Origin of the sequence: Methanofollis sp. UBA420 (genome assembly GCF_002498315.1) — an archaeon.
GTDB lineage: Archaea > Halobacteriota > Methanomicrobia > Methanomicrobiales > Methanofollaceae > Methanofollis.
On record NZ_DAGX01000002.1, the window covers coordinates 36,213 to 56,375 of the forward strand.

20 protein-coding genes, 2 tRNA genes and 2 pseudogenes are annotated in these 20,163 nt (G+C 60.2%); 17 read left to right on the forward strand and 7 right to left on the reverse strand.

Annotation, left to right across the window (positions count from 1 at the left end; all coding sequences use genetic code 11):
- Positions 1-12: 12 nt before the first annotated feature.
- From BP869_RS00170 to BP869_RS00180, 3 genes are all read left to right on the forward strand, one after another.
- Positions 13-735: a type IV pilin N-terminal domain-containing protein gene (locus BP869_RS00170; RefSeq protein ID WP_342675789.1), complete on the forward strand. Its 723-nt coding sequence runs from the start codon at positions 13-15 to the stop codon at positions 733-735.
- The gene (locus BP869_RS00175) at positions 729-1,424 is read left to right on the forward strand and encodes a type IV pilin N-terminal domain-containing protein (RefSeq protein ID WP_342675791.1); all 696 of its coding nucleotides are present in this window, start codon (positions 729-731) and stop codon (positions 1,422-1,424) included. The genes BP869_RS00170 and BP869_RS00175 overlap by 7 nt, the downstream gene beginning before the upstream one ends.
- A 557-nt stretch (positions 1,425-1,981) precedes the next feature.
- Positions 1,982-3,058, forward strand: coding sequence for a hypothetical protein (locus BP869_RS00180; RefSeq protein ID WP_342675793.1), 1,077 nt, complete (start codon positions 1,982-1,984; stop codon positions 3,056-3,058).
- 19 nt (positions 3,059-3,077) lie between these two features.
- Here the strand turns inward: BP869_RS00180 and BP869_RS00185 are convergent, their stop codons facing one another.
- Entirely contained in the window at positions 3,078-4,652 is a 1,575-nt protein-coding gene (locus tag BP869_RS00185; RefSeq protein WP_342675795.1) for an META domain-containing protein, read from the reverse strand.
- Positions 4,653-4,988: 336 nt separating this feature from the next.
- Here BP869_RS00185 and BP869_RS00190 point away from each other — a divergent pair, with 336 nt between their 5' ends.
- The 9 genes from BP869_RS00190 to cls all read left to right on the forward strand — a co-directional run bounded on the left by BP869_RS00190 (position 4,989) and on the right by cls (position 12,401).
- Positions 4,989-5,123: a hypothetical protein gene (locus tag BP869_RS00190; RefSeq protein ID WP_342675797.1), complete on the forward strand. Its 135-nt coding sequence runs from the start codon at positions 4,989-4,991 to the stop codon at positions 5,121-5,123.
- A 603-nt stretch (positions 5,124-5,726) separates the two neighbouring features.
- Positions 5,727-5,948 (forward strand): FeoA family protein, encoded by a 222-nt coding sequence (locus BP869_RS00195; RefSeq protein WP_342675799.1) that lies wholly within the window; start codon positions 5,727-5,729, stop codon positions 5,946-5,948.
- A 22-nt stretch (positions 5,949-5,970) separates the two neighbouring features.
- Positions 5,971-6,579 carry a FeoB small GTPase domain-containing protein gene (locus BP869_RS00200; RefSeq protein ID WP_342675801.1) on the forward strand — a complete coding sequence of 203 codons (609 nt, stop codon included), beginning with the start codon at positions 5,971-5,973 and terminating at the stop codon, positions 6,577-6,579.
- The gene (locus tag BP869_RS00205; protein WP_342675804.1) at positions 6,579-7,793 is read left to right on the forward strand and encodes a nucleoside recognition domain-containing protein; all 1,215 of its coding nucleotides are present in this window, start codon (positions 6,579-6,581) and stop codon (positions 7,791-7,793) included. The genes BP869_RS00200 and BP869_RS00205 overlap by 1 nt, the downstream gene beginning before the upstream one ends.
- On the forward strand, positions 7,794-8,255 hold the full coding sequence (locus BP869_RS00210) for a hypothetical protein (protein WP_342675806.1): 462 nt from the start codon (positions 7,794-7,796) through the stop codon (positions 8,253-8,255).
- A 20-nt stretch (positions 8,256-8,275) separates the two neighbouring features.
- Complete coding sequence (locus BP869_RS00215; protein WP_342675808.1) at positions 8,276-8,743, forward strand: metal-dependent transcriptional regulator; 468 nt, start codon at positions 8,276-8,278, stop codon at positions 8,741-8,743.
- Between the two features lie 40 nt (positions 8,744-8,783).
- Positions 8,784-9,575 (forward strand): zinc transporter ZupT, encoded by a 792-nt coding sequence (gene zupT, locus BP869_RS00220; protein ID WP_342675810.1) that lies wholly within the window; start codon positions 8,784-8,786, stop codon positions 9,573-9,575.
- Between the two features lie 525 nt (positions 9,576-10,100).
- Complete coding sequence (locus BP869_RS00225; protein ID WP_342675812.1) at positions 10,101-10,736, forward strand: hypothetical protein; 636 nt, start codon at positions 10,101-10,103, stop codon at positions 10,734-10,736.
- Positions 10,737-10,949: 213 nt separating this feature from the next.
- Entirely contained in the window at positions 10,950-12,401 is a 1,452-nt protein-coding gene (gene cls / locus BP869_RS00230) for a cardiolipin synthase (RefSeq protein ID WP_342675814.1), read from the forward strand.
- Between the two features lie 4 nt (positions 12,402-12,405).
- Here cls and BP869_RS00235 read toward each other — a convergent pair whose 3' ends face one another.
- From BP869_RS00235 to hypD, 5 genes are all read right to left on the reverse strand, one after another.
- On the reverse strand, positions 12,406-13,257 hold the full coding sequence (locus BP869_RS00235; RefSeq protein WP_342675816.1) for a PHP domain-containing protein: 852 nt from the start codon (positions 13,255-13,257) through the stop codon (positions 12,406-12,408).
- Positions 13,241-15,241, reverse strand: coding sequence for a cation-translocating P-type ATPase (locus BP869_RS00240; RefSeq protein ID WP_342675817.1), 2,001 nt, complete (start codon positions 15,239-15,241; stop codon positions 13,241-13,243). Before BP869_RS00240 ends, BP869_RS00235 begins: the two co-directional genes overlap by 17 nt.
- Complete coding sequence (locus tag BP869_RS00245; protein WP_342675818.1) at positions 15,228-15,578, reverse strand: metalloregulator ArsR/SmtB family transcription factor; 351 nt, start codon at positions 15,576-15,578, stop codon at positions 15,228-15,230. The genes BP869_RS00240 and BP869_RS00245 overlap by 14 nt, the downstream gene beginning before the upstream one ends.
- Before the next feature lie 129 nt (positions 15,579-15,707).
- A tRNA-Arg gene (locus tag BP869_RS00250) sits at positions 15,708-15,779 on the reverse strand.
- A gap of 48 nt (positions 15,780-15,827) precedes the next feature.
- Positions 15,828-16,856, reverse strand: a complete 1,029-nt coding sequence (gene hypD, locus BP869_RS00255) for a hydrogenase formation protein HypD (RefSeq protein ID WP_300167153.1) — start codon at positions 16,854-16,856, stop codon at positions 15,828-15,830.
- 374 nt (positions 16,857-17,230) lie between these two features.
- On the opposite strand from hypD, the pseudogene BP869_RS00260 reads away from it, so the two are divergent.
- The 3 genes and pseudogenes from BP869_RS00260 to BP869_RS00270 all read left to right on the forward strand — a co-directional run.
- A pseudogene (locus tag BP869_RS00260) lies at positions 17,231-17,443 on the forward strand (mechanosensitive ion channel family protein); the annotation flags it as partial.
- 28 nt (positions 17,444-17,471) lie between these two features.
- Positions 17,472-17,555, forward strand: a pseudogene (locus tag BP869_RS00265) (hypothetical protein); the annotation flags it as partial.
- Between the two features lie 129 nt (positions 17,556-17,684).
- On the forward strand, positions 17,685-17,942 hold the full coding sequence (locus BP869_RS00270; protein ID WP_342677361.1) for a hypothetical protein: 258 nt from the start codon (positions 17,685-17,687) through the stop codon (positions 17,940-17,942).
- On the opposite strand, the gene BP869_RS00275 is transcribed toward BP869_RS00270, so the two are convergent.
- Entirely contained in the window at positions 17,937-18,875 is a 939-nt protein-coding gene (locus BP869_RS00275; protein ID WP_342675821.1) for a radical SAM protein, read from the reverse strand. The genes BP869_RS00270 and BP869_RS00275 overlap by 6 nt on opposite strands.
- 101 nt (positions 18,876-18,976) lie before the next feature.
- Here BP869_RS00275 and BP869_RS00280 point away from each other — a divergent pair, with 101 nt between their 5' ends.
- Both BP869_RS00280 and BP869_RS00285 read left to right on the forward strand, forming a co-directional pair.
- Entirely contained in the window at positions 18,977-19,687 is a 711-nt protein-coding gene (locus tag BP869_RS00280) for a sugar phosphate isomerase/epimerase family protein (protein WP_342675823.1), read from the forward strand.
- Positions 19,688-19,787: 100 nt separating this feature from the next.
- A tRNA-Thr gene (locus BP869_RS00285) sits at positions 19,788-19,860 on the forward strand.
- The last annotated feature ends 303 nt before the right edge of the window (positions 19,861-20,163 follow it).

Here is a 20,163-nt window from a genome sequence, read left to right on the forward strand (position 1 = left end):
GGGTGAATAACAATGTGCAGAGAGAAAAAAAGTCCTGAAGCGGAGAGTCCCTCCTTCTTTTTCATTGAAAAAGAATGTGCGGTCTCGCCGGTGATCGGGGTGATGCTCATGCTTGTCGTGACGATCATCGTCGCCGCTCTTGTCAGCAGTTTCTCCGGTGGGCTGAGCGATTCGGCCGAACCGGCACCGACGACGGCATTTGAGATCAGCATCCGTGCGGGAGATGCTGTTGGAAACGGGGCGACATCTAATGCGCCCGGCCCGGCCCCCGAGTGTGTGGTGCTGACCATGACCGCAGGAGATACCCTGAATTCCGGAGATCTCCGGATCATCACGACCTACACGGTGCCGGAGACCTATAACGGGGTACATCTGGCACATGCCGGCAGGGTCATCAAACACACACTGGACGGTGCGATCGGTCAGGACGATGTGTGGGATGATAACTCGGACCCCTTTGTTTCCCAGGTCAATGGGTATAAACTTGAAGATGCTGCTTTAAACTGCCTGATTCCCGGATATGGCATGGTTGGCAAAGGTAAGCCGTACTTTGGCACCTGCCTGTTCAAGGCGGGCGAACCTTACTGGTTCAAGGACCGTAATGCGTTCCTCGGCTTCGATGTGACCGACAGGCCTGCATACGGGTTCCAGGAGGGATCTGTCGTCCATGTGACGATCGTCCACACGCCAAGCGGTCAGACAGTGTATGATAGGGATGTGGTGGCGACATGGTGATGAAAGAGATGCAGGAGGCCGAGCATGCCGTCTCTCCCGTCGTTGGGGTGATGCTGATGCTCGTCGTGACGATCATCATTGCGGCGGTGGTCAGTTCCTTTTCAACCTCGCTTACCGGCGAAGTCGAGACAGGATCAGACGCTCAGGTGGAACTGGTCGGGATATCTTCCGGAGGTGGTCAACCAAGAACATTTGAGCAGATCGGGGTCGTTTTTGAAAATGCCGGCGGCGGCACCCTGGACCTCAGGAACCTGAAATTCTATATGACCGGTAGCACGGGCTGTCAGGGAGCGTTTACGCTGACTTATAATGACCCGGTCAGCCTCGAATATGTTGAAGGCAGCCCTTACCTGAAAGGATCATGGAGATCTCGTGTTACGCTTACTAAAAACGCAACCGGATACCGGATGCAGAGGTTCGGCAGCGGCCTGACCATCGAAGAGCTGAAGAACCCGATCATCGAACCGGGGGAACGGTTCATCATCTACAGTGAATTTTACATGGCGCCATCTTGGTCTCCTTCAGCGCAACTCGGCTTCAAGGTTGATCGCGGGGACCCGGATAATCCCATCGATACCTGGGCAAGCGGTGCAATCGCTATCGACGGCGGCAGTGAGTATACCCTCTCGGACACCAAGACCGGTGTGGTCTACTCCTCCGGGTACCTGGAACCGGAGCATATATTCTAAGGTCATCCGAAAAACTCTCTTTTATTTTTGTGTCGCCGTGTGTGACGTTCCGGAGACCGCTCATGATCGAATCGGTGTCTCTCCCGAATTTCCGGAAGACCCACGCGGATTTCCGTCTTCCCCGCTCTTTCGGTCGAGAGACTCCACCACGCCGGGCATGGGCACCAGAACTCGACTTTTCCAGATTTAAATGTGGGTCATTTTATGGCGGGATAGCATCGGACGGGATCCGGCCGCCGCATCTGTCCCTCTCGGCCACGCAGGTCATCGAGGGATCTGTCCGGGGCGCAACTAACTCTACGCCCCTGGAGTACATGGTCATCGACAGGAACGGCGGCAAGGCGATACAGACCGGATCTTCCGGGCTCCGGTAAGAAATCCGAACTTTCCCCGCTCTTTTTCTGTACACGTTCTGGTTTGAACATTCGATAATGGTTTCAGAAATCGCTTTTAATCCGGTACCTTCATTATATGCCTTGAAACATATCTTTGAGCATGTACGCGGCACCGAAGCCTGAACACCTCCCGTCCCGGCGACCGCATGGGAAGGCGAGCGGGTGAAGGGAGTTCTCTCACTGCAGAACGCTATCGTTCTGATCAGTTATGCCGGAACCGCTGCTGTCATCGCTTTTTTCCTGTCCCACATCGGCGAGGGCTGGGGCGGTATCGACGGCCAGCGTTTTCATGCCATGGCCGGGACCATCCTTGCAGGCCTGATACCATATGTCGATTTCGTCGACCCAAAACCACCTCTGCTCTACTTCACCATTGCTCTCATGGACTATCTCGTCCCTGGCAGTGCCGCCGACGCGGTGGTGATGGCCGCCCTGAATGTGGGGTCTGCCCTCCTTCTCTGGCGGATAGGGGTCGAGGACTATGGCCGTGTCGCCGGTTATTCGGCAGGACTCCTTTACCTTGTCGGTGCTGCGTTGGTGCAGGGATATTTTCTCTTCAGCGAGCAGTTTGCGGTCTTCCTGATCCTCTGCGCCTATACCCTCGCACGCCAATCGCGTTTTGCGGGAGCGGGTCTTGCCCTCGGCCTCGCCTGCGGGTTCAAGCAGTATGCGGTCCTCGGTGCAATCCCCCTCCTGTTGTTGATGCGAGCGGAGGGTGACCGCCGCTATCATCGCTTCGTCCTCCCGGTGGCGATAGCCGCTCTCAGCCCCTTCGGCGTGCTGTATCTGGCATATGGTGCTGAAACTGTGTTCGATGCCCTCTTCTGGACATGCGGAGTCGCTCCGGCCTATCTCTGCGGCTCGGATATCTCAGGAATACCGAACTATTGTTCTGAGAGTCCTATCGGCTTCGTCGTCAATCTGGTGGCAAGCATTGCGATGGTCCTGCCGACCATCCTCTTTGCCGGCGCGAGCGTTGCCCGGCGAGGGCTCAGGACACCTTCTGAAAAAGCTCTATGCCTTTTTGCCCTCCTATTTGTTCTGACTATCCTGATCCGGCAATATCTCCATTACTGGATCATGGCCCTGCCCTTCCTTGCCCTCCTTGCCTGCAGGGAGTTTGCTGACGACCGTCCGGTCAGGCAGGATCCAGATGGGATATCCAAAGGGACCAGTGTAGAGAGATGCTCTCCTCTCCCTGACCCTCACAAGGAGGAGGGTCAAGGCGAGAGGGAGTGAATCAAAAAAGTGGGGAGTTTCAGACCTTCGCATTGAAGGCAAAGATCCGCCAGCCGTTCATGTCGAGCATTTTCAACTGGTTCCCTTCGATCTCGTAACTCCTCACGGCCTTGAGGATCGACAGGTACCTCTCCTCCTGCGCCATGATCCCCTCGGGCTCAGCGCAGATCTTCTTCGTGGACCCTGCCGGGCCGAATGTCAGGGACGACCCCGAGAGGTTGTAGGTCGCGAAGTAGTTGTTGCACCCGGCCGATCCGGTGACCTTCCCGTCTTCCCCGAAGACTGCAGTGATCTCAGTCCCTTCAATGACCCGCACCGCGATATCTCCAAGGTGGTAGGTGTCAAGCACCCAGGTGGTGCCCACGAGGGGCAGGGCGACGGGGGCCTGTGCCTCTTTGAAGACGAGGACTGCCGTGCCGTTCCCGTCCATGAGAGAGAGCCTGTCGCCTTCGATCGTGAAGGAGGCCACTGATTCGAGGAGTGACAGGAAGGTGCTCTCCTGCTTCATGATATCCTCGTCCGTGCAGGCCATCAGTGTCGATCCTGCGGGGCCGATGGTCATCTCAGTGCCGTTCACCGTGTATGTGGCGAAGTAGCGGTTGCACCCGGCCGACCCGGCGATCCTTCCGTCCTCGTCGAAGACGGCGGTGATCTCCGAACCCGCGATGACCGAGCTGACAGCATCGCCGGTGTGGAGAGACTCAAGGGTCCAGTTCGTCCCTGTCAGGGGCTTCGGCTGGGGGGGGACGGCCTTCGCGAACATCAGGACCTTCGTGCCGTTCGCGTCCATCAGGGTCAGTTCCTCTCCCTCGATCGAGAAGGAGGCAACCGTTCCAAGAAGCCTGAGGTAGGTGCTCTCCTGCTTCATGACGTCCTCGTCCGTGCAGGCCATCAGTGTCGATCCCGCCTGGCCGATGGTCATCTCAGTGCCGTTCACCGTGTACGAGGCGAAGTAGCGGTTGCACCCGGCCGACCCGGCGACCTTTCCGGCCTCGTCGAAGACGGCAGTCACTTCGGAACCTGCGATGACCGAGACGACGGCGTCGCCGTCATGGTACCACTGGAGTTCCCAGGCAGTCCCGACGAGCGGTTCGGGCTCAGGCGGCACATGCTTCTTGAAGACCAGGACGGCGGTGCCCTTCTCGTCGAAGAAGGTCAGGGTGTCGTCCTTGACTTCATAGGTCTTCACCGTGTTGAGGAGGCCGAGATACGCGCTCTCCTGCTCCATCACGCCCGGTTTCATGCAGTACATCTGCGTCGAGATCGCAGGGCCGAAGGTGATCGCTTTGCCATCCACTGTGTACGAGGCGGAGTAGGCATTGCACCCGGCCGAACCACCGGCCGTGGCATTCTCCCCGAACACAAGGGTGACCGGAGTTCCTTCGAGGGCGTTCACCATCGAACTGTTCTGTGCATACGAGACGAGGTCCCAGGCGGTGCCGTTCAGGTCGATCCCCTGGACCGTTTCATTGTCTTTCCCCCCCGGTGCCTGCCCCGTACATCCGGCGGCAAGGAGACACGCGGCGAGGACGATGGCCGTACCCGCCAGGGGCAGGGCCTTTCGCATGGTGTCCTTCATAGGTCGCATGACCATGAGTGGATCCCCTCAATACATATATGATCCCATGACTGCGAGAAAATTCGCACCTATTTGTGCTCAAAATCGTAATCTGAGGCACAATATGTGGTTTTATGATGGTTCCAACCTGCCCCGGGCGGGTGGCGTCCGACCTGCACGGGACCTGACTCATTCGTTCTCGAAGGTTACCTCACCTCCGCCCGAAGTGTTCAATGGCCTTCGAATTTCCGAATAGTCTTCGGGAAGAGTACATCAACCCCGAATACCCGACCATAGATGCAGAGACATGAACACAGCCAGGACAAGGTCCGGGAAACCAGGCAGAATGGACGCACCCGCGGAGGTCAGCGCATGAGCGTTGTTGCCTCGATCAGAGGAGTGAAGAATCCCGACGAGATCCCTGAAGTTCTCAGGGCCATCTTCGGGCAGGCGTCGGGCAGGGCCGGGGATCGAACGGCCACCTCGCCAGGGGGTGAGACGATGTGACGATCGCCGGGAATCTGTGATACTCCTTTGCTCGGGCCGCACCAGCGCCTCGTGCATGTCAGGGGAATACCATGGTAATTATTAAATATCCTCGGATTGTGCCCGGAAGCGCGTCCCAGGGTGGTCGGGACGATAGGTCTCCGGGACCATACACCAATACCGTGTTTCACACCCTCCTTATGTTTCACGCATCCGGTGTCGATATGGGAGGACTGATGGACCCTTTTTTGCCTGTATTTCTTTCAGACCCTTTTCTGCACCCTTCGGATCTTTCGGAAAAATGGTCAAAATCCGAAAGATGTTTCGCTCCCTGAAAAATCCCGAAGATCTTTCGGGCAGTCCTCATATCACTCGAAATATCCACACTAATGTCGAGGAACAGCCTGCATGCAGCTGATTGAACTCACATCCGGTGATCGTGCACGGATCATCGATATTCATGGTCGGGACGGTTTCATCCAGCACCTCGCCCTCCGCGGGATCCAGGTCGCCGTATCGTCACCATGGTCTCCTCCACCTTCGGTCCCATCGTCGTCCAGAGTGGCGACGGCGAGGTCGTGCTCGGCAGGAGGATGGCGGCACAGATTATCATCGAGAGGTTGTATGACGCAGAAGAAACTGAAAGAGATGGAATATGGCGAGAGCGGGGTTGTCATCGAGCTCCGTGGTTCCCGTCACGATTTAAACTGCCTTGGAATCAGAAAAGGAAAACGCCTGGAGATGATCACCCGGCAACCGATCAAGGGGCCGGTGGTCGTCCTTGCGGAAGGGGTAGAGGTCGCCATGGGCCTTGAGATCGCCGCCCTGGTTGTGGTCGAGGTCTAACATACAGGAGCGTAACACACACATGAATCAAAAGGACCAGAACATCCGCACCGTCCTGATGGTCGGGAACCCCAATGTCGGCAAGAGCGCTCTCTTCAACCGACTCACCGGTGCCGAGGCCGTCGTCTCCAACTATCCGGGCACGACCGTTGACGTCATGAGGGGCACCCTCGTCGAAGGCGGCGCGACCTATGAGATCATCGACGTGCCGGGCGCCTACTCGCTTGAACCGCGGGACGCCGCCGAAGACGTGGCCGTCCATATCCTGAAAGAACACCCCGACGCCGTCGTGCTCCTCGTCCTCGACGCCACCCGCCTGGAGCGCGGGCTGTACCTGAGCCTTGAGGTGATAGAGCGGGGTGCGCCGGTTCTTGTCGTCCTCAATATGATGGACGCCGCCCGCGCGAAATCGATCGCAGTCGACGCCCGCCGCCTGCAGAACCTCCTCGGCGTCCCGGTCGTCCAGACCTCGGCCACGGTCGGAGAAGGGATCAAGGATCTGGCAGGGACGCTCAGGAAGGCGCAAACCGCCGACATCGACGCCATAGCCGCACGAGCAAACGGTTCTTCGCCCGAGACCGCCCGTATGAGCGGGTGTTCGGGCTGCGCGGGCTGCGGGGGGTGCCACTGATGGGACTCACCGCAGACCAGCGCTGGGACCTCGTCGACCAGGTCGCACGCAAGGTCGTCTCGACCGGCGTCTCGCGCCGCGGCCTTGCCGACGCCCTCGGCGATCTCACCGTCAAACCGCTCACCGGCCTGCCGGTCGCCCTCGCCGTCCTGTACGCCTTCTGGAGCGTCTTCTGCTCGTTCGCAGGCGACCTCGTCACCGACGGCTTCATGGTCAAGTTCTTCGACAACCGCTGGCTCCCCTGGCTCCAGAGCGTCTGGCCAGACCCGAACAGCATCCACTACTTCCTCTTCGTCGGCGACCCCCTTGCTGACAACTGTTTCGAGGCCTTCGGCGTCCTGACGTCCGGACTCTTCGTCTCGATAGGCGTCGTCCTCCCTGCGGTGCTCGTCTTCTACCTGACCATGACGCTCCTGGAAGACTCGGGGTATCTGCCGCGGCTTGCGGTTCTCGCCGACACCTTCCTCCACAAGATCGGGCTCCACGGCTATGCAATCGTCCCGACGATCCTGGGCCTCGGGTGCAATGTCCCGGCCGTCACCGCCACCAGGGTGCTGGAGACGAAGAAGCAGCGGTTCCTGATGATGACGCTCCTTGCGATCTTCGTCCCGTGCGGGGCACAGCTCGGCATCATGCTCGCCGTCATCCCTGAATCGGTGGGTTGGGTCATCCTGTATCTTCTCATCGGTTTCGCGGTCTTCGGCTTCCTCCTCAACCGCCTGATACCGGGGGAGAACCCCGAGATCCTCATCGACGTCCCGCCGTACCGCTGGCCGACATGCGAGAATGTGGGGAAGAAACTCTGGAACCGGACAAAGAGTTTCCTCAAGGAGGCGATCCCCTTCGTCTGGCTCGGTATCCTCATCGTCAATCTCCTGTACCTCGCCGGTGTGATCCAGGTGCTCTCCACTCTGCTGGCACCCATCTTCGTCACCTGGTTCGGGGTGCCGGCCGAGACGGTCGCACCGCTGATCGCCGCATTCCTGAGAAAGGATCTGGCGGTCGCACAACTCTCCACCATCGCCATGACGCCGTACCAGATGATCACCTCGGTTGTCCTCATCTCCATCTACTTCCCCTGCGTGGCCACCTTCGTGGTCATGCTTCGTGAGGGCTGGAAACAGCTCCTGGCAGCCATTGCGACCCTTGCTGTGGTCGTCTTCGCATATGGTGGGGCAATCCACGGCATCGGCATCCTCCTCGGGGTGGCATAAATGAAGAGATCATATACCATCGCATCCGTCGGTGCCGCCCTCGTCGGAGCGGCGGCACTCGTCCTCGGCCTTGCCGACGTCCTTGTCTGGGCGGGCGGCACCGGGCCGGTCGGTATCGGCATCCTTGAGATCACCGGTGACGACTTCTTCCACTGGGCATGGGGCGGTCTGGTCGTCGCCCTCGGAGGACTATTCCTCCTCACAGGCGCCCGCTCATCCGGCGATCTCGATCGCCGCGCCACCGCCGTCCTCGGTGCGGCGATGGTCGGCCTGATCGCCGGGTGCGATATCTTCGGTATGATCTGTGGCGGCATCCCGGCGGGAGAGGAGAGCGAGGCATTCTTCAACTCGCTCGAAGGTTTCGTCGCCGGCTTTATGCCGCCGTACAGCCCGGCAGTCCTCCTGCTGCCCTTTGTCCTCCTTGTCGGCTGGCTCCTCCTCAATCAGAGGCAGGAAGCCTGACCAACCATTTTTGATGGAGTATGGCCAACGTACAGGGTGTGACCACCCTCACCAGAAAAGCCGAAGACTATCTGGAGGCGATCCTGAACGTCTCCCTTGAAAAGGGCTATGCCCGGACAAAGGACGTTGCAGGCGAACTCGACGTCAGTCCCTCCAGCGTCGTGGAGATGTTCCAGAAACTCGACGCCATGGGCCTTGTGGAGTACAGGCGGTACGAAGGTGTGACCCTCAGGCCCGAGGGCGAGAGGATCGCGCGGGTGATCAAGTCACGGCATGACACCCTCAAGTCCTTCCTGATGCTTATCAAAGTGCCCGAGGGCGTCGCCGATAAAGACGCGTGTTTCATGGAACACGAACTCCATCCCGAGACCATCGAGCAGATTGGAATATTGGTCGAATACTTCGGCAGAGGCGGCTGTCCTGCAGGAACACTTGAGCATTTCTCAGCGTTCTGCACAAAGTCCCGCTTCGAGAAACGCCACCGGTGAATATTAGAACCGTGCGGGCGATCGGTTCCCTGCCTGCATGATGACCGACCCCGCCTCCGTCTGGGTGGCCTTCGGGCTGACCCTGCTCGCCGGCCTCTCGACCGGCATCGGAAGCCTTGCCGCCCTCTTCACCAGCAGGACAAACACCCGGATGCTCTCGGTCGGGCTCGGTTTCTCGGCCGGGGTGATGATCTATGTCTCTTTTGTGGAGTTCCTCCCTCTCGCGCAGGAGGGCCTCGGTGTGTGGCAGACCGCGGCCGCATTTCTCGGCGGCATGATTGCCATCGCCGCGATCGACCGCCTCGTCCCCTTCCCCCAGAACCCCCATGAGATCAGGCGGGTGGAGGAGATCTGCAATCAGGCCGGGAGGGGTTGCGGGTCTGCCGGACTCTATCGGACAGGCATCGTCACCGCCGGTGCGATCGCCCTCCATAACATGCCCGAGGGCATGGCGACCTTCTCCAGCGCCCTTCTCGACCCCGGTCTCGGGGTCGTGATCGCGGCCGCGATCGCGATCCACAACATCCCCGAGGGGATCGCGGTCTCTGTACCGATCTATTATGCGACAGGGAGCAGGACGCAGGCCATCGGCTACTCCCTCCTCTCCGGACTTGCCGAACCGGTCGGTGCCCTGATCGCCTTCTTTATCCTCTCCCCGTATATGGATGCCGCACTGTCCGGCGCCATCTTTGCGGTGGTCGCGGGCATCATGGTCTTTGTCGCCCTCGACGAACTCCTCCCGGCCGCGAGGGAGTACGGGGAGGCGCACCTCTCGATCTATGGACTTATTGCCGGAATGGCGCTGATGGCCGGGATACTGGCGGTGATGTGATGCGCCCGGGCATCATCTGGCGCGAAGATCGTGTGTGTCCATGCTGACGCTAAAAACGTATCGTGATGCCTCCGTATCTATTTGTATTCTTTTTAGGGTCTGTAAATAGTGGGTGTGAAATAGAATTTGGATATAAAAAGCGTAACGTATATTATATATTGCAATAAAATATTGGACGGAATCTTTCATATCCGGGGCCTGAGAATCCGTAATCTCTAATTCTATCGTAAAAAGACAATTGGAATCCTTTTCCGATGAGTCTTATCGGCAGCACAGAGAGTGCAGACCACCAGGCCAGACCGTACGTAACAGAGAGGGTGTGGCAGTCCTCCTTGACAGTGTAAAGAGAGAGAGTATGGATCGAATGGGAAGAGAGAAGAGCAATTCGAGGTTTTCCGGGTCGTTGGCGTCCTGCATGCATTCCGGAAACCTGCTCATAAAACAAAGTCTCGGGCATCGGGATGAAAAATGCCGCAGGTGTTTTTCATGGTAAACTTTCATAGTCCTTGCGGCATCAGATCTGAAATGCCTTTTTTACGGGATTCTGAAGGCCGGGTCGATTATGACCTCCTGATCGACAGCATCGTCGCGGAGATACCCCACGACCTGGAGGCCCTCGGCAAGGTCGAACCCCTATGCCCCTACTGCGATGCGTATTTGAAGGAGAAGCCGATGGCAACGAAAAAATGCCCGGCATGCCGCAATATCATCCATGTTCGGAAACGACCCCTGGACGGGATACGGGTTCTTGTCACCGACGAGGAACTGGAGAGGCTGGAGGTCCAGAAATATATCTCACGGGGAGACTATGCCCGCAGGATCGAGGCATTGAAGGAGACAATGCATATTTTCCAGTCCTCAGGGGATCGTATGTGGCGGTGCGACGGCGGCATCTATGGCCTGTTCGTTTCAATCGAAGCTTTTTGCATGCATGGCAAGGTCGTCACCGCAGGTTCGAAGGAGGAGAGGGAGGCCCTCAGGGTATTGTGCACCCCCGGATGTTCGGGGGAACCGGTGCAGGTCGATAGCACTCTTTTTGATGATTCCTACGCCGCCCAGCGCTATGAGAGAGCACTTGAAGTCCTCCAGCTTCTCCCGAAGAGCAGGGAAAAGAGTGAGTATGCCAGAGACCTGAGAAGAATCGTCGGATATGACGACTAAGGGGGATATATATCGCCGCTCCTGTTCTCTCCCCCTGCCAGGACGTGACGGCTCACAGGAAGAGAGGGGGAACGGCATGTCTATATTATGATGCGTATATCTCTCCCTTGATACTCCGGCCAGCAAATATAGGGGGAGGTGCTTGAAGCAAATGGCACGGGTGGCCGATGAAATCATGAGCATAAGAGGCCGGTATCGCGCGAGGTGAGGAGAATGATAGACATCTTTTATGATCTCTTCTTTGTCCCTGTCCTCTTTCTGAATGTGCTCTTTGCGGTGACAATCGTTTTTTTCGAGCGCAAAAACCCCTCGACCACGCTTGCATGGCTTAGCATCCTCTTTTTCCTCCCTCTTCTTGGCTTTGTCCTCTACCTCTTCCTCGGTCACAACTATCACCGGGAACACCTCTTCAAGGTGAAGGCCGAGGACGACGCCCGTGTCCAGGGCCTGATCGCCGCGCAGATGAAGAGCCTTGCCGAAGGGGAGATCGCCTTCAGGGATCCCCGTCTGGGGGCCTACCTGGGCATGGTCCTGATGCTGATGAGGAACAACTGGGCCTTTCTCACGGCCAACAACAGGGTGACCGTCTACACGGACGGGGAGGAGAAATTTGCCGCCCTCCTCGACGTCATCGCCGGGGCGCGGGACTTCGTCCATCTCGAGTACTACATCATCAGGGACGACGCCCTCGGGCGCCGGGTCGTCGGCGCCCTCACGGAGAAGGCGCGGCAGGGCGTCGAGGTCCGCCTCCTCGTCGACGGTCTGGGGTGCGCGCGGCTGCCCCGCGACTTCTTCGACGCCTTTGTCGGTGCCGGCGGCCGTCTCGCCCGTTTCTTCCCCTCGGTCGTCCCGTACCTGAACCCCCGGATGAACTACCGCAACCACAGGAAGATCGCGGTCATCGACGGCAGGGTGGGCTTTGTCGGCGGCTTCAATATCGGGGACGAGTACCTGGGGAAGGACTCACGTTTCGGTTACTGGCGCGACACCGCCCTGAAGATCGAGGGCTATGCCGTCGCAGGCCTCCAGGGGAGGTTCTTCCTTGACTGGAACTTTGCTTCCGGCCCAGAACTCTCCTATTCACCCCGCTATTTCCCGGAGATGGTCCCTGTCGGGGAGACCAGCATCCAGATCGTCTCCAGCGGCCCGGACGCACGGTGGAACCAGGTGAAGGAGGCCTATCTCAAACTGATCAACTCGGCACAGAGGTCGGTCTATCTCCAGACCCCGTACTTCGTGCCCGACGGGAGCGTCGCCGATGCCCTGCGGATCGCCGCCCTCTCCGGCGTGGACGTGCGGGTCATGATCCCCTGCAAACCCGATCATCCCTTCGTCTACTGGGCGAGTTATTCGTTTATCGGGGAACTGCTGGAGGCCGGAGTGCGGGCGTACACCTATGATCGCGGCTTCATCCACGCGAAGACGATCGTTGTCGACGGCATCACGGCCTCGGTGGGTAGCGCGAACTGGGACGAACGGAGTTTCCGGCTGAACTTCGAGACGAACGCCTTTGTCTACGACCCCGCGGTGGCCGGGCGCCTCCACGAGATCTTTCTTGCGGACATCCGGGACTGCAGCGAACTCACCCCTGCCGTCTATGCAGCCCGCGGGCGGGTCATCAAGGTGAAGGAGTCGGTATCCCGCCTCTTCTCGCCTCTCCTGTGATTTCCTATTCACGCCGGCGCGTAAAATAGCGCTTCAACCTCGGCATGTTCTGCTCGTAGTGGACCTGCAGGGAGGGGACCGTGTACGGCAGGAACCCTCCGAGGATCGCCCCGCCGGTGAGGACCTTCCCGAACGCGCTCGTCTCCTCGCCGACGACATGACTCCTGTTCCGCCTGATCTCCTCGATGAACTCTTCGGCCGTGTCGGCCTGGCAGCAGGTGACCACCCCGCCGAGGTGGCCGAGGAGGTGGGAGTCGGTACCGCCGGTCATGCCCTGGCCTGTGCGGACCGCCTCGTCGGCCGCCCGCGTGTTGAGGCCCCTCCCCATGCCCCCGCAGATCACCTCGAAGGCGTCGACCCTCCCTGCCACCGCAGGGTCGATGGCGTGCTTTGCCGTGCACTTCAGGAGGCCCTTGTCGAGGAAGAAATAGCCGAAGGGATGTGCCGCCGTGATGAGGCAGTCATAGCCCTTCCCTCTCTCCACCAATTCCTCCGCGGTCAGGCGGACCGCGAGGTACGGACTCTTCCCCTTCCTCTCCCTGATCTCGCGGGCATAGAAATCCTGCAGGCCGGAGAGCGTCGGGAAGTAGAGGAGGATGTGCGGCCCGTCCGCGGTGCTGACTTCCATGCCGGGTACGACGAGGGCCTCTGGCCTCCGCTCCACCGCCTCCGCCACGCCGCGGACCTCGTTGTGGTCGGTGATGGCGAGGCCGATGCCGAGGCTTTCCGCCCGTGCGAGGAGGGCCCGCACCGGCGTCGGCGCGTCCGAGTACGAGGAGTGGACATGGAGATCCGCGGGGGTGTAGCCCCTCTCCCTGATCGCGGCAGGGTCGGGACGTTCAAAGCGTATTGTCATGGTGAACGGCTAACGGTTTTGTCTGATTTTCGGCGGTCTCTGCGGGTGTCGGGTGGAACCTCTTCCTCCCCCAGGGGATCCTGAGGGCATTGGCGATGACCGCGAAGGAGAGGCCCATGTCCCCGATCGCCACCGCCATCCAGAGGGTGACGAGGCCGGGGACGGCGAGGACGGCGATCCCGGTCTTCACGGCGATGGAGACGGCCACGTTCTGGCGGACCACCCTCATGGTCTTCCTGCTCAGGTTGATGAGGGTCTCGATGCCGGCGACGCGGTCGTGCATCAGGACGACGTCCGCGGTCTCGATGGCGATGTCCGATCCGATCGCCCCCATGGCGATGCCGACGCCGGCGCGGGCCAGGGCGGGAGCGTCGTTGACGCCGTCGCCGACCATGACCACCTCACCGAAGCGGCCGGTCAGGTCTTCGACGGCCTGCACCTTCTCAGCAGGCAGGAGTCCGGCCCTGTACTCGTCGATACCGAGGCGGCCCGCGACCGCCGCCGCGACCCTCTCGTTGTCCCCGGTGAGCATCACCGTCCTGATGCCGCGGGCCCGGAGACCAGCGACCGTGGCGGCGGCGTCCTCCCTGATGGTGTCCATCAGCCCGATCAGGCCGATCACCCTGCCGCCGTCGCTGACGAGTACGACGGTCTGGCCCGCGGCCTCAAGCCGTCCTTTCTCCTCCTCCCACGCGCTCTCCACGTCGGGGAAGAGGCGGCCGTTCCCGAGGGCACAGGCCCGGCCGCCGAGGGTGCCGCGCACGCCCGAGCCCGGGACCGCAGAAAAACCCTCGACAGGCCCGGCCTCGACCCCGGCCTCCCGCGCCTTCGCCATCACCGCGGCGGCGATGGGGTGGCCTGACCCGGTCTCCAGGCTGGCGGCGATCTGGAGGATTTCCCTCTCGCCTGCGTTGCCGGACCCCTTCACCTCTGTCACCTGCAGGCGCCCGGTGGTCAGGGTTCCGGTCTTGTCGAAGACGACGACCCGCGCCCGGCCCACGGTCTCCAGGTAGTCGCTCCCCTTGATCAGGATCCCCTGCCTGGCTGCGGCCGTGATCCCTGAGACCATCGAGACAGGTGTCGAGAGGGCGAGGGCGCAGGGGCAGGCGATGACAAGCAGGGAGAGGGCGCGGTAGACCGAGTCGGCAAAGGGGACTCCGAAGACGAGGGGCAGGAGAGCGGTGACCGCGAGGGCTCCGGCGATGACCACCGGGGTGTAGACCCGTGCGAACGTCTCGATGAACCTCTCCGTCCTCGACCGCCGCTGCTGCGCCTCCTCTACATAGGCGGCGACGCGTGCGAGGGTGCTCTCTGTGTCCGGCCTCGTCACCTCCACCTCAAGAGAACCCTCCAGGTTCTGTGTCCCGGCGAAGACTTCGTCGCCGATCTCTTTTGCGGCGGGGACACTCTCGCCTGTCAGGGCCGCCTGGTCCACGGCCGAGGCCCCGGACACCACGACGCCGTCGAGGGGGATCTGGTCGCCCTGCCTGACCAGCACGTGCTCGCCGACCCCGACCTCATGGACCTCCACCGTCGTCCATCTCCCGTCCCGGTGCACCAGCGCGTTCACCGGCGCAAGGGAGAAGAGGTCCGCGACCGACCGGCGCGCCCTCTCCGTTGCACGGGCTTCGAGGAGTTCTGCGGCAGCAAAGAGGACGAGGACGGTCGCACCTTCAGCCGGGTGGCCGATCAGGAAGGCCCCTGCGGCCGCGATGCCGATGAGAACCTCCATCGTGAACCTGAGCCTGAGGAGCGAGCGGAGAGCGCTTTTCAGGAGGTCATACCCCACGACGAGCGCCGAGAGGACGAAGAGCAGGAGAGCCCCCTCCCCGTATGGTGTCGCACTGTCGACGACCAGACCTGCGGCCAGGAGGACGGCCGCTCCGGCGATGAGCGCAACCTCGTGTCGCCCGTGGCCCTCTTCCTCTTCGTGGTGTGGGCCGCAGGCCGCACAGCTGCAGCCGCCGCCTTCACTCCCGTGCATGTGCGGCCCCCGCCCTGAGCAGGTCGGTCACGTGGTCGTCGGCGAGGGCATAATACGCCACCTTTCCCTCCTTCCTGAAAGTCACCAGGTTTGCCCCTCGCAGCAGACGGAGCTGGTGGGAGATCGCCGACTGGCTCATTCCGAGCAGAACCGAGAGGTCGCAGACGCAGAGTTCCCTGCCGTTCAGGGCGGAGAGGATCCTGACCCGGGTCGGGTCTCCGAAGATCTTGAAGATGCCGGCGACGGCCTGGCTGGTCTGGTCGTCGATGAGCTGCTCTCTGGCCTCCTCGACGGCATCCTGGTGGATGCACCTGACCGTACAGATATCATCATGCATACATGATCATATGAATATATGTGCATATGAATGTGTGGTTGTGATCTCTCCCTGGACAGAGGGATAGAGAAAGTTCCAGAAAAGAAGAAACCTGACAGTCAGGGATGTGATATGAGAAAAAGGGAACTACGCCCCGGCCGGGATTCGAACCCGGGTCGAAAGCTCCGGAGGCTTTCAGGATGTCCACTACCCTACCGGGACAGGCCTGTATATGTTGGTCAGACGGGTATAAAAAAGATTGCGCCGCCATCAGAGATGACGGACATGATAGAGGTTCCAGATCTTGCAGGCGCCCTCGTGGCTGACCATGCAGGGACCGACCGGCGTCCTCGGGGTGCAGACCTTCCCGAAAAGCTTGCAGTCGGTCGGCTGTGCGATCCCCCGCAGGACCCGGTCGCAGATGCAGCCCGAGACCTTCTCGACGTGCTTGATCTCGATATCGAATTTTTTTCTGGCATCGTATTGGGAAAATTTGTCTTTCAGGCAGAGCCCTGACTTCGGGATCACCGGGAAACCCCGCCACTCGACATCGACCGTGTCGAAGACCTCGGAGATGAGCGCCTTCGCCTTCGTGTTCCCCTCCCGGCAGACCGCGCGCGGGTAGGCGTTCTCGACCTCGTGCCTTCCTTCCTTCACCTGTTTCACGAGCATCAGGAGGCCGAGGAGGATGTCCTCGGGCTCGAAACCGGCGACCACCTGCGGTACCGGGAACTGCTCGTATTCTTCGTATCCCGCCACCACGCAGACATGGCCGGGGAGCAGGAAGCCGTCAAGGGAGGCCTCGCCCTGTTCGAGGAGCCACTGCATTGCCGGCGGGACAAGGCGGTGACAGGAGAGGATGGAAAAGTTCTCGGGCGGGTGGGAGAGGATGGTCGCGGCGACCGTCGGGACCGTCGTCTCGAAGCCGACCGATATGAAGACGACCTCCTTATCGGTCTTCTCCGCGATCTCGACGGCCTTGTGGATGCCCTGCACCACGCGCACGTCCCCACCGCAGGACTCAAGAGAGCCCTTCGTGCCCGGGACCCGGAGGAGGTCGCCGTAGGTGGCGACGATACACCCTTTCTCGACAAACTCAAGGGCGGCGTCGATTTCTCCCTGTGGTGTGATACAGACAGGACACCCCGGCCCCATCACGATGTGCAGGTTTTCAGGAAGAACACTGCGCAAACCTGATCTGGCGATGGCAGCCTCGTGCGTGCCGCAGATGTGCATAAACGTATAGTTACGGTCCACGATCTCGTGGAGCGCAGCCTTCAGTTCGTCTCCTGTTGCCATGGAATCCTCATAGTTAATACGTGTACCCCCGCATAAGTGTACTCATTATGGGCGACCCCCTCTACGCTGTTCTTCTCCTCTTTGCGGGGCTCATCGGATCGGTGGTCCTGTACTGGGTCTATCACTGGTTGCTGAAACGCGCGGAAAAGACAGAGTCAAAGATCGACGATATCCTCGTTGCGGCGACGGGAAAACCCCTCATCATTACCATCCTCGTCGTCACGGTGTACCTCGCCATTGTCTCGTCGGGCATCATCCCGCCGAAGTACGAGTACATCCTCGACTCGAAGTACCTCAATGCCTTCTACATCATCATCGGGGCATGGGTGGCTTCGAGTTTCTCGTACAACTTCATCCACCTGTACGGCCGGTGGATGGCGGCCCGGACAGAGAGCGAGGTCGACGACCGGATCATCGACGTCCTTGAGATCGCGGTGAAGTACGTCATCTGGTTTATCGCCTTCCTGCTCATCCTGAGCACCCTTGACATCGACATCACGCCTCTCCTTGCCGGGGCGGGCATCGCTGGTGTCGCCGTGGCCCTCGCGGCGCAGGACCTCCTCTCCAACTTCTTCGGCGGGGCGCTGATCGTGATGGACAAGCCCTTCAAGATGGGTGATCGGATCAAGGATCAAGATCGACGACTACCTCGGGGACGTCATCAGCGTCGGTCCGCGGAGCACCCGCATCCAGACCCTCGACTACCAGCTCCTCACCATCCCGAACTCCAAGATCGCGAACTCTGTGATCATCAACTACGCCCTCCCCGAGGTGCGGCTGAAGATCAAGATCCCGGTCTCGGTCGCCTATGGCTCGGACGTCAAAAGAGTGAAGGAGATCCTGCTTGAGATCGCCAACGAGGCGGTCGATCGGTCGGCGTGCGTCCTCAACTACCCCCCGCCGAGCGTCTATTTCCTGGAGTTCGCCGACTCGAGCCTCAACTTCACCCTCGTCGTCTGGGCGAAGGCCTTCAATATGGCCTGGGATGTGCAGGACTTCATCAACACGAGGATAGATGAGCGGTTCAGGGAGGAAGGGATCGAGATCCCCTTCCCCCAGATGGACGTGCACATCAGGAAGTCATGAGACGGAAAGAAAAAAAATTCCTCTTTCCGCTCTTTTTGCTTCGATGAGATGGTTCTCCAGGAGGTACTGGAGGTACTTCCCGACCTCGTTCCTGTGCATGCCGGTGGCACGCGCAAGGTCGTCGAGGGTGCAGGGCCGCCGCCTGACCAGCGCGAGGATGGTGTCGGCGCTCTCCGGGTGAAAACTGTCGATCTCATGCCGTGATACAAGGCCGCCGACGATATCGACCGGCGCCGCCGTGATCAGGGAAGCGATATGGTCGAGAGTCCGGTGGTCGGCAGGCCGCACCCATGCGGCGGCGCCGGGGCGGTCGAGGGTGTTCAACTGGACGCGATCGGGCCTGATCTCCCGCACGGCGTCGGCGATCTTCCTGACCTCCGCGTCGTCGTCGTTGACGCCCGGGACGATGAAGACTTCGAGCCAGATCTCTCCGGAAAAACTTTTGCGAAACGCGATGAGGCCGTCGATCAGGGTTTCTGGTGAAAGACTCCGGTGCGGCCGGCAGATCTTCCTGAAGATCGGGTCGGAAACGGCGTTCAGCGTCGGGACGACGAGGTCGGCGTCGAGGAGGGCGCGCCGCACCGCCGGGTCGGGGAGGAAACTGCCGTTCGTGAGGACGGCGACGCGATATGCGGGAAACTCGGACTTGACCACCTGTATGATCTCGCCGATACCTGTGTGGAGGGTCGGTTCCCCCGACCCGGCAAGGGTGACGTAGTCGAGACGGGGCGAGGTCGAGAGATAGGACCTGAGTTCTGCGATCACGTCCCCGGTCGGGACGTACTCCTTTCTTTCGGTGGTGAGCGCCGTCGTCGGCCCGCACTCGCAGTAGACGCAGTTGTAAGAACAGGTCTTCAGGGGCACCAGGTCGATGCCGAGGGATATCCCGAGTCGCCGTGACGGGACCGGGCCGAAGAGATGACGATAGGGCATTGCAGAATCACCGGGGGAGTATGGGCGCGGACGGGCAAGAAACCACCTGTTGCCGCAGGGTGCGGGAAGCGTTTTATGAACCTCAGGACTAATGCTCTCTCATGTATGGCGTCTCCACCTACGCGCTCCACTCCCTTCCTCTCCCCGCAGCCCTTGAGCAGATCGCCGAACTGACCGACTATGTCGAGGTGATGGACGACGGCTGCCACTATATCGAGAGTGCCGAACCCCTCCTCTCCTACGACCTGAAGTACTCCATCCACGCGCCGTCCCGGAGCGTCAATATCGCAAGCACTCTCGAACCGATCAGGGAGGCGAGCGTCAGGGTGATCGATGACTGTTTCGCCGTCGCCGCTGAGGTGGACGCCGACGTCGTGGTCCATCCGGGCTATTTTGCCTGGGAGGCCGACAGGGAGCGGGCGCAGAGGCAGTTTGTCCGCTCCCTTGCCGCCCTCTCCGCGGCGGCGGAAGAGCGGTCTGTGCGGTATGCGGTGGAGAACATGGCCTGGGAATTTTTCTTCCTCCAGACGCCGGATGAACTCCCCCTCCCTGACGGCGCGGGTTTCGCCCTCGACGTCGGCCACGCCCATATCAAGGGGTGTCTCCCCGCATTCCTGCGGGTGCCGATCGATCATATCCACATCCATGACAATGACGGGACGGCGGACACCCACTCCGCGATAGGGGCGGGCACCATCGACTTCGCCGCGGTGATGGAAGCGGTCGGACAGAACGGTCTTGTCCCGGTGATCGAGGTTGAGGGTATTGACGCGGTGAAATCAAGTATTTCTGCAATACGTCCCTATTTATGAGGCATATGTCCGGAATATACATTTTTTATTATTTGATCTCATATCTGGAACTATCAACACTTTTTTATACCGGATATGCTCTATATTGTAATGCATCCGTGCCTCAGTGGCTCAGCTGGTAGAGCGTGTCCTTGGTAAGGACAAGGTCCCGAGTTCAAATCTCGGCTGAGGCTTATAGGATCTGTTTTCTTAACCCATTTCCCGAAGATGCTTGACTTTTGAAAAGTATATCTTTGTAGAATCGTTCATGAGGGTATCCCAGAACTCGTGTTCATCTGGCTATGGGGATATCTCATGTTCGGGTAGATGTTCCCCCGGATTCTCTGGCGAAGGGTGTGAACCCCCTGCCTTCTCCCTACATCTTACCGAAGCCCTCGAATCCCCGCCTATGATTGGCCCTGAGAAGATGGACAGGGGAGGTCGTGATGATGGGGGCTGCCATCCCCCCTCTCTCCTAGTGCTCGCACTCGCCGCCG

Coding starts and splice junctions, on each gene's coding strand:
- BP869_RS00170 (WP_342675789.1), top strand. CDS start 13: ATGTGCAGAGAGAAAAAAAGTCCTGAAGCGGAGAGTCCCTCCTTCTTT.
- BP869_RS00175 (WP_342675791.1), top strand. CDS start 729: ATGGTGATGAAAGAGATGCAGGAGGCCGAGCATGCCGTCTCTCCCGTC.
- BP869_RS00185 (WP_342675795.1), bottom strand. CDS start 4,652: ATGGTCATGCGACCTATGAAGGACACCATGCGAAAGGCCCTGCCCCTG.
- BP869_RS00190 (WP_342675797.1), top strand. CDS start 4,989: ATGAGCGTTGTTGCCTCGATCAGAGGAGTGAAGAATCCCGACGAGATC.
- BP869_RS00195 (WP_342675799.1), top strand. CDS start 5,727: ATGACGCAGAAGAAACTGAAAGAGATGGAATATGGCGAGAGCGGGGTT.
- BP869_RS00200 (WP_342675801.1), top strand. CDS start 5,971: ATGAATCAAAAGGACCAGAACATCCGCACCGTCCTGATGGTCGGGAAC.
- BP869_RS00205 (WP_342675804.1), top strand. CDS start 6,579: ATGGGACTCACCGCAGACCAGCGCTGGGACCTCGTCGACCAGGTCGCA.
- BP869_RS00210 (WP_342675806.1), top strand. CDS start 7,794: ATGAAGAGATCATATACCATCGCATCCGTCGGTGCCGCCCTCGTCGGA.
- BP869_RS00215 (WP_342675808.1), top strand. CDS start 8,276: ATGGCCAACGTACAGGGTGTGACCACCCTCACCAGAAAAGCCGAAGAC.
- zupT (WP_342675810.1), top strand. CDS start 8,784: ATGACCGACCCCGCCTCCGTCTGGGTGGCCTTCGGGCTGACCCTGCTC.
- BP869_RS00225 (WP_342675812.1), top strand. CDS start 10,101: ATGCCTTTTTTACGGGATTCTGAAGGCCGGGTCGATTATGACCTCCTG.
- cls (WP_342675814.1), top strand. CDS start 10,950: ATGATAGACATCTTTTATGATCTCTTCTTTGTCCCTGTCCTCTTTCTG.
- BP869_RS00235 (WP_342675816.1), bottom strand. CDS start 13,257: ATGACAATACGCTTTGAACGTCCCGACCCTGCCGCGATCAGGGAGAGG.
- BP869_RS00240 (WP_342675817.1), bottom strand. CDS start 15,241: ATGCACGGGAGTGAAGGCGGCGGCTGCAGCTGTGCGGCCTGCGGCCCA.
- BP869_RS00245 (WP_342675818.1), bottom strand. CDS start 15,578: ATGCATGATGATATCTGTACGGTCAGGTGCATCCACCAGGATGCCGTC.
- hypD (WP_300167153.1), bottom strand. CDS start 16,856: ATGGCAACAGGAGACGAACTGAAGGCTGCGCTCCACGAGATCGTGGAC.
- BP869_RS00275 (WP_342675821.1), bottom strand. CDS start 18,875: ATGCCCTATCGTCATCTCTTCGGCCCGGTCCCGTCACGGCGACTCGGG.
- BP869_RS00280 (WP_342675823.1), top strand. CDS start 18,977: ATGTATGGCGTCTCCACCTACGCGCTCCACTCCCTTCCTCTCCCCGCA.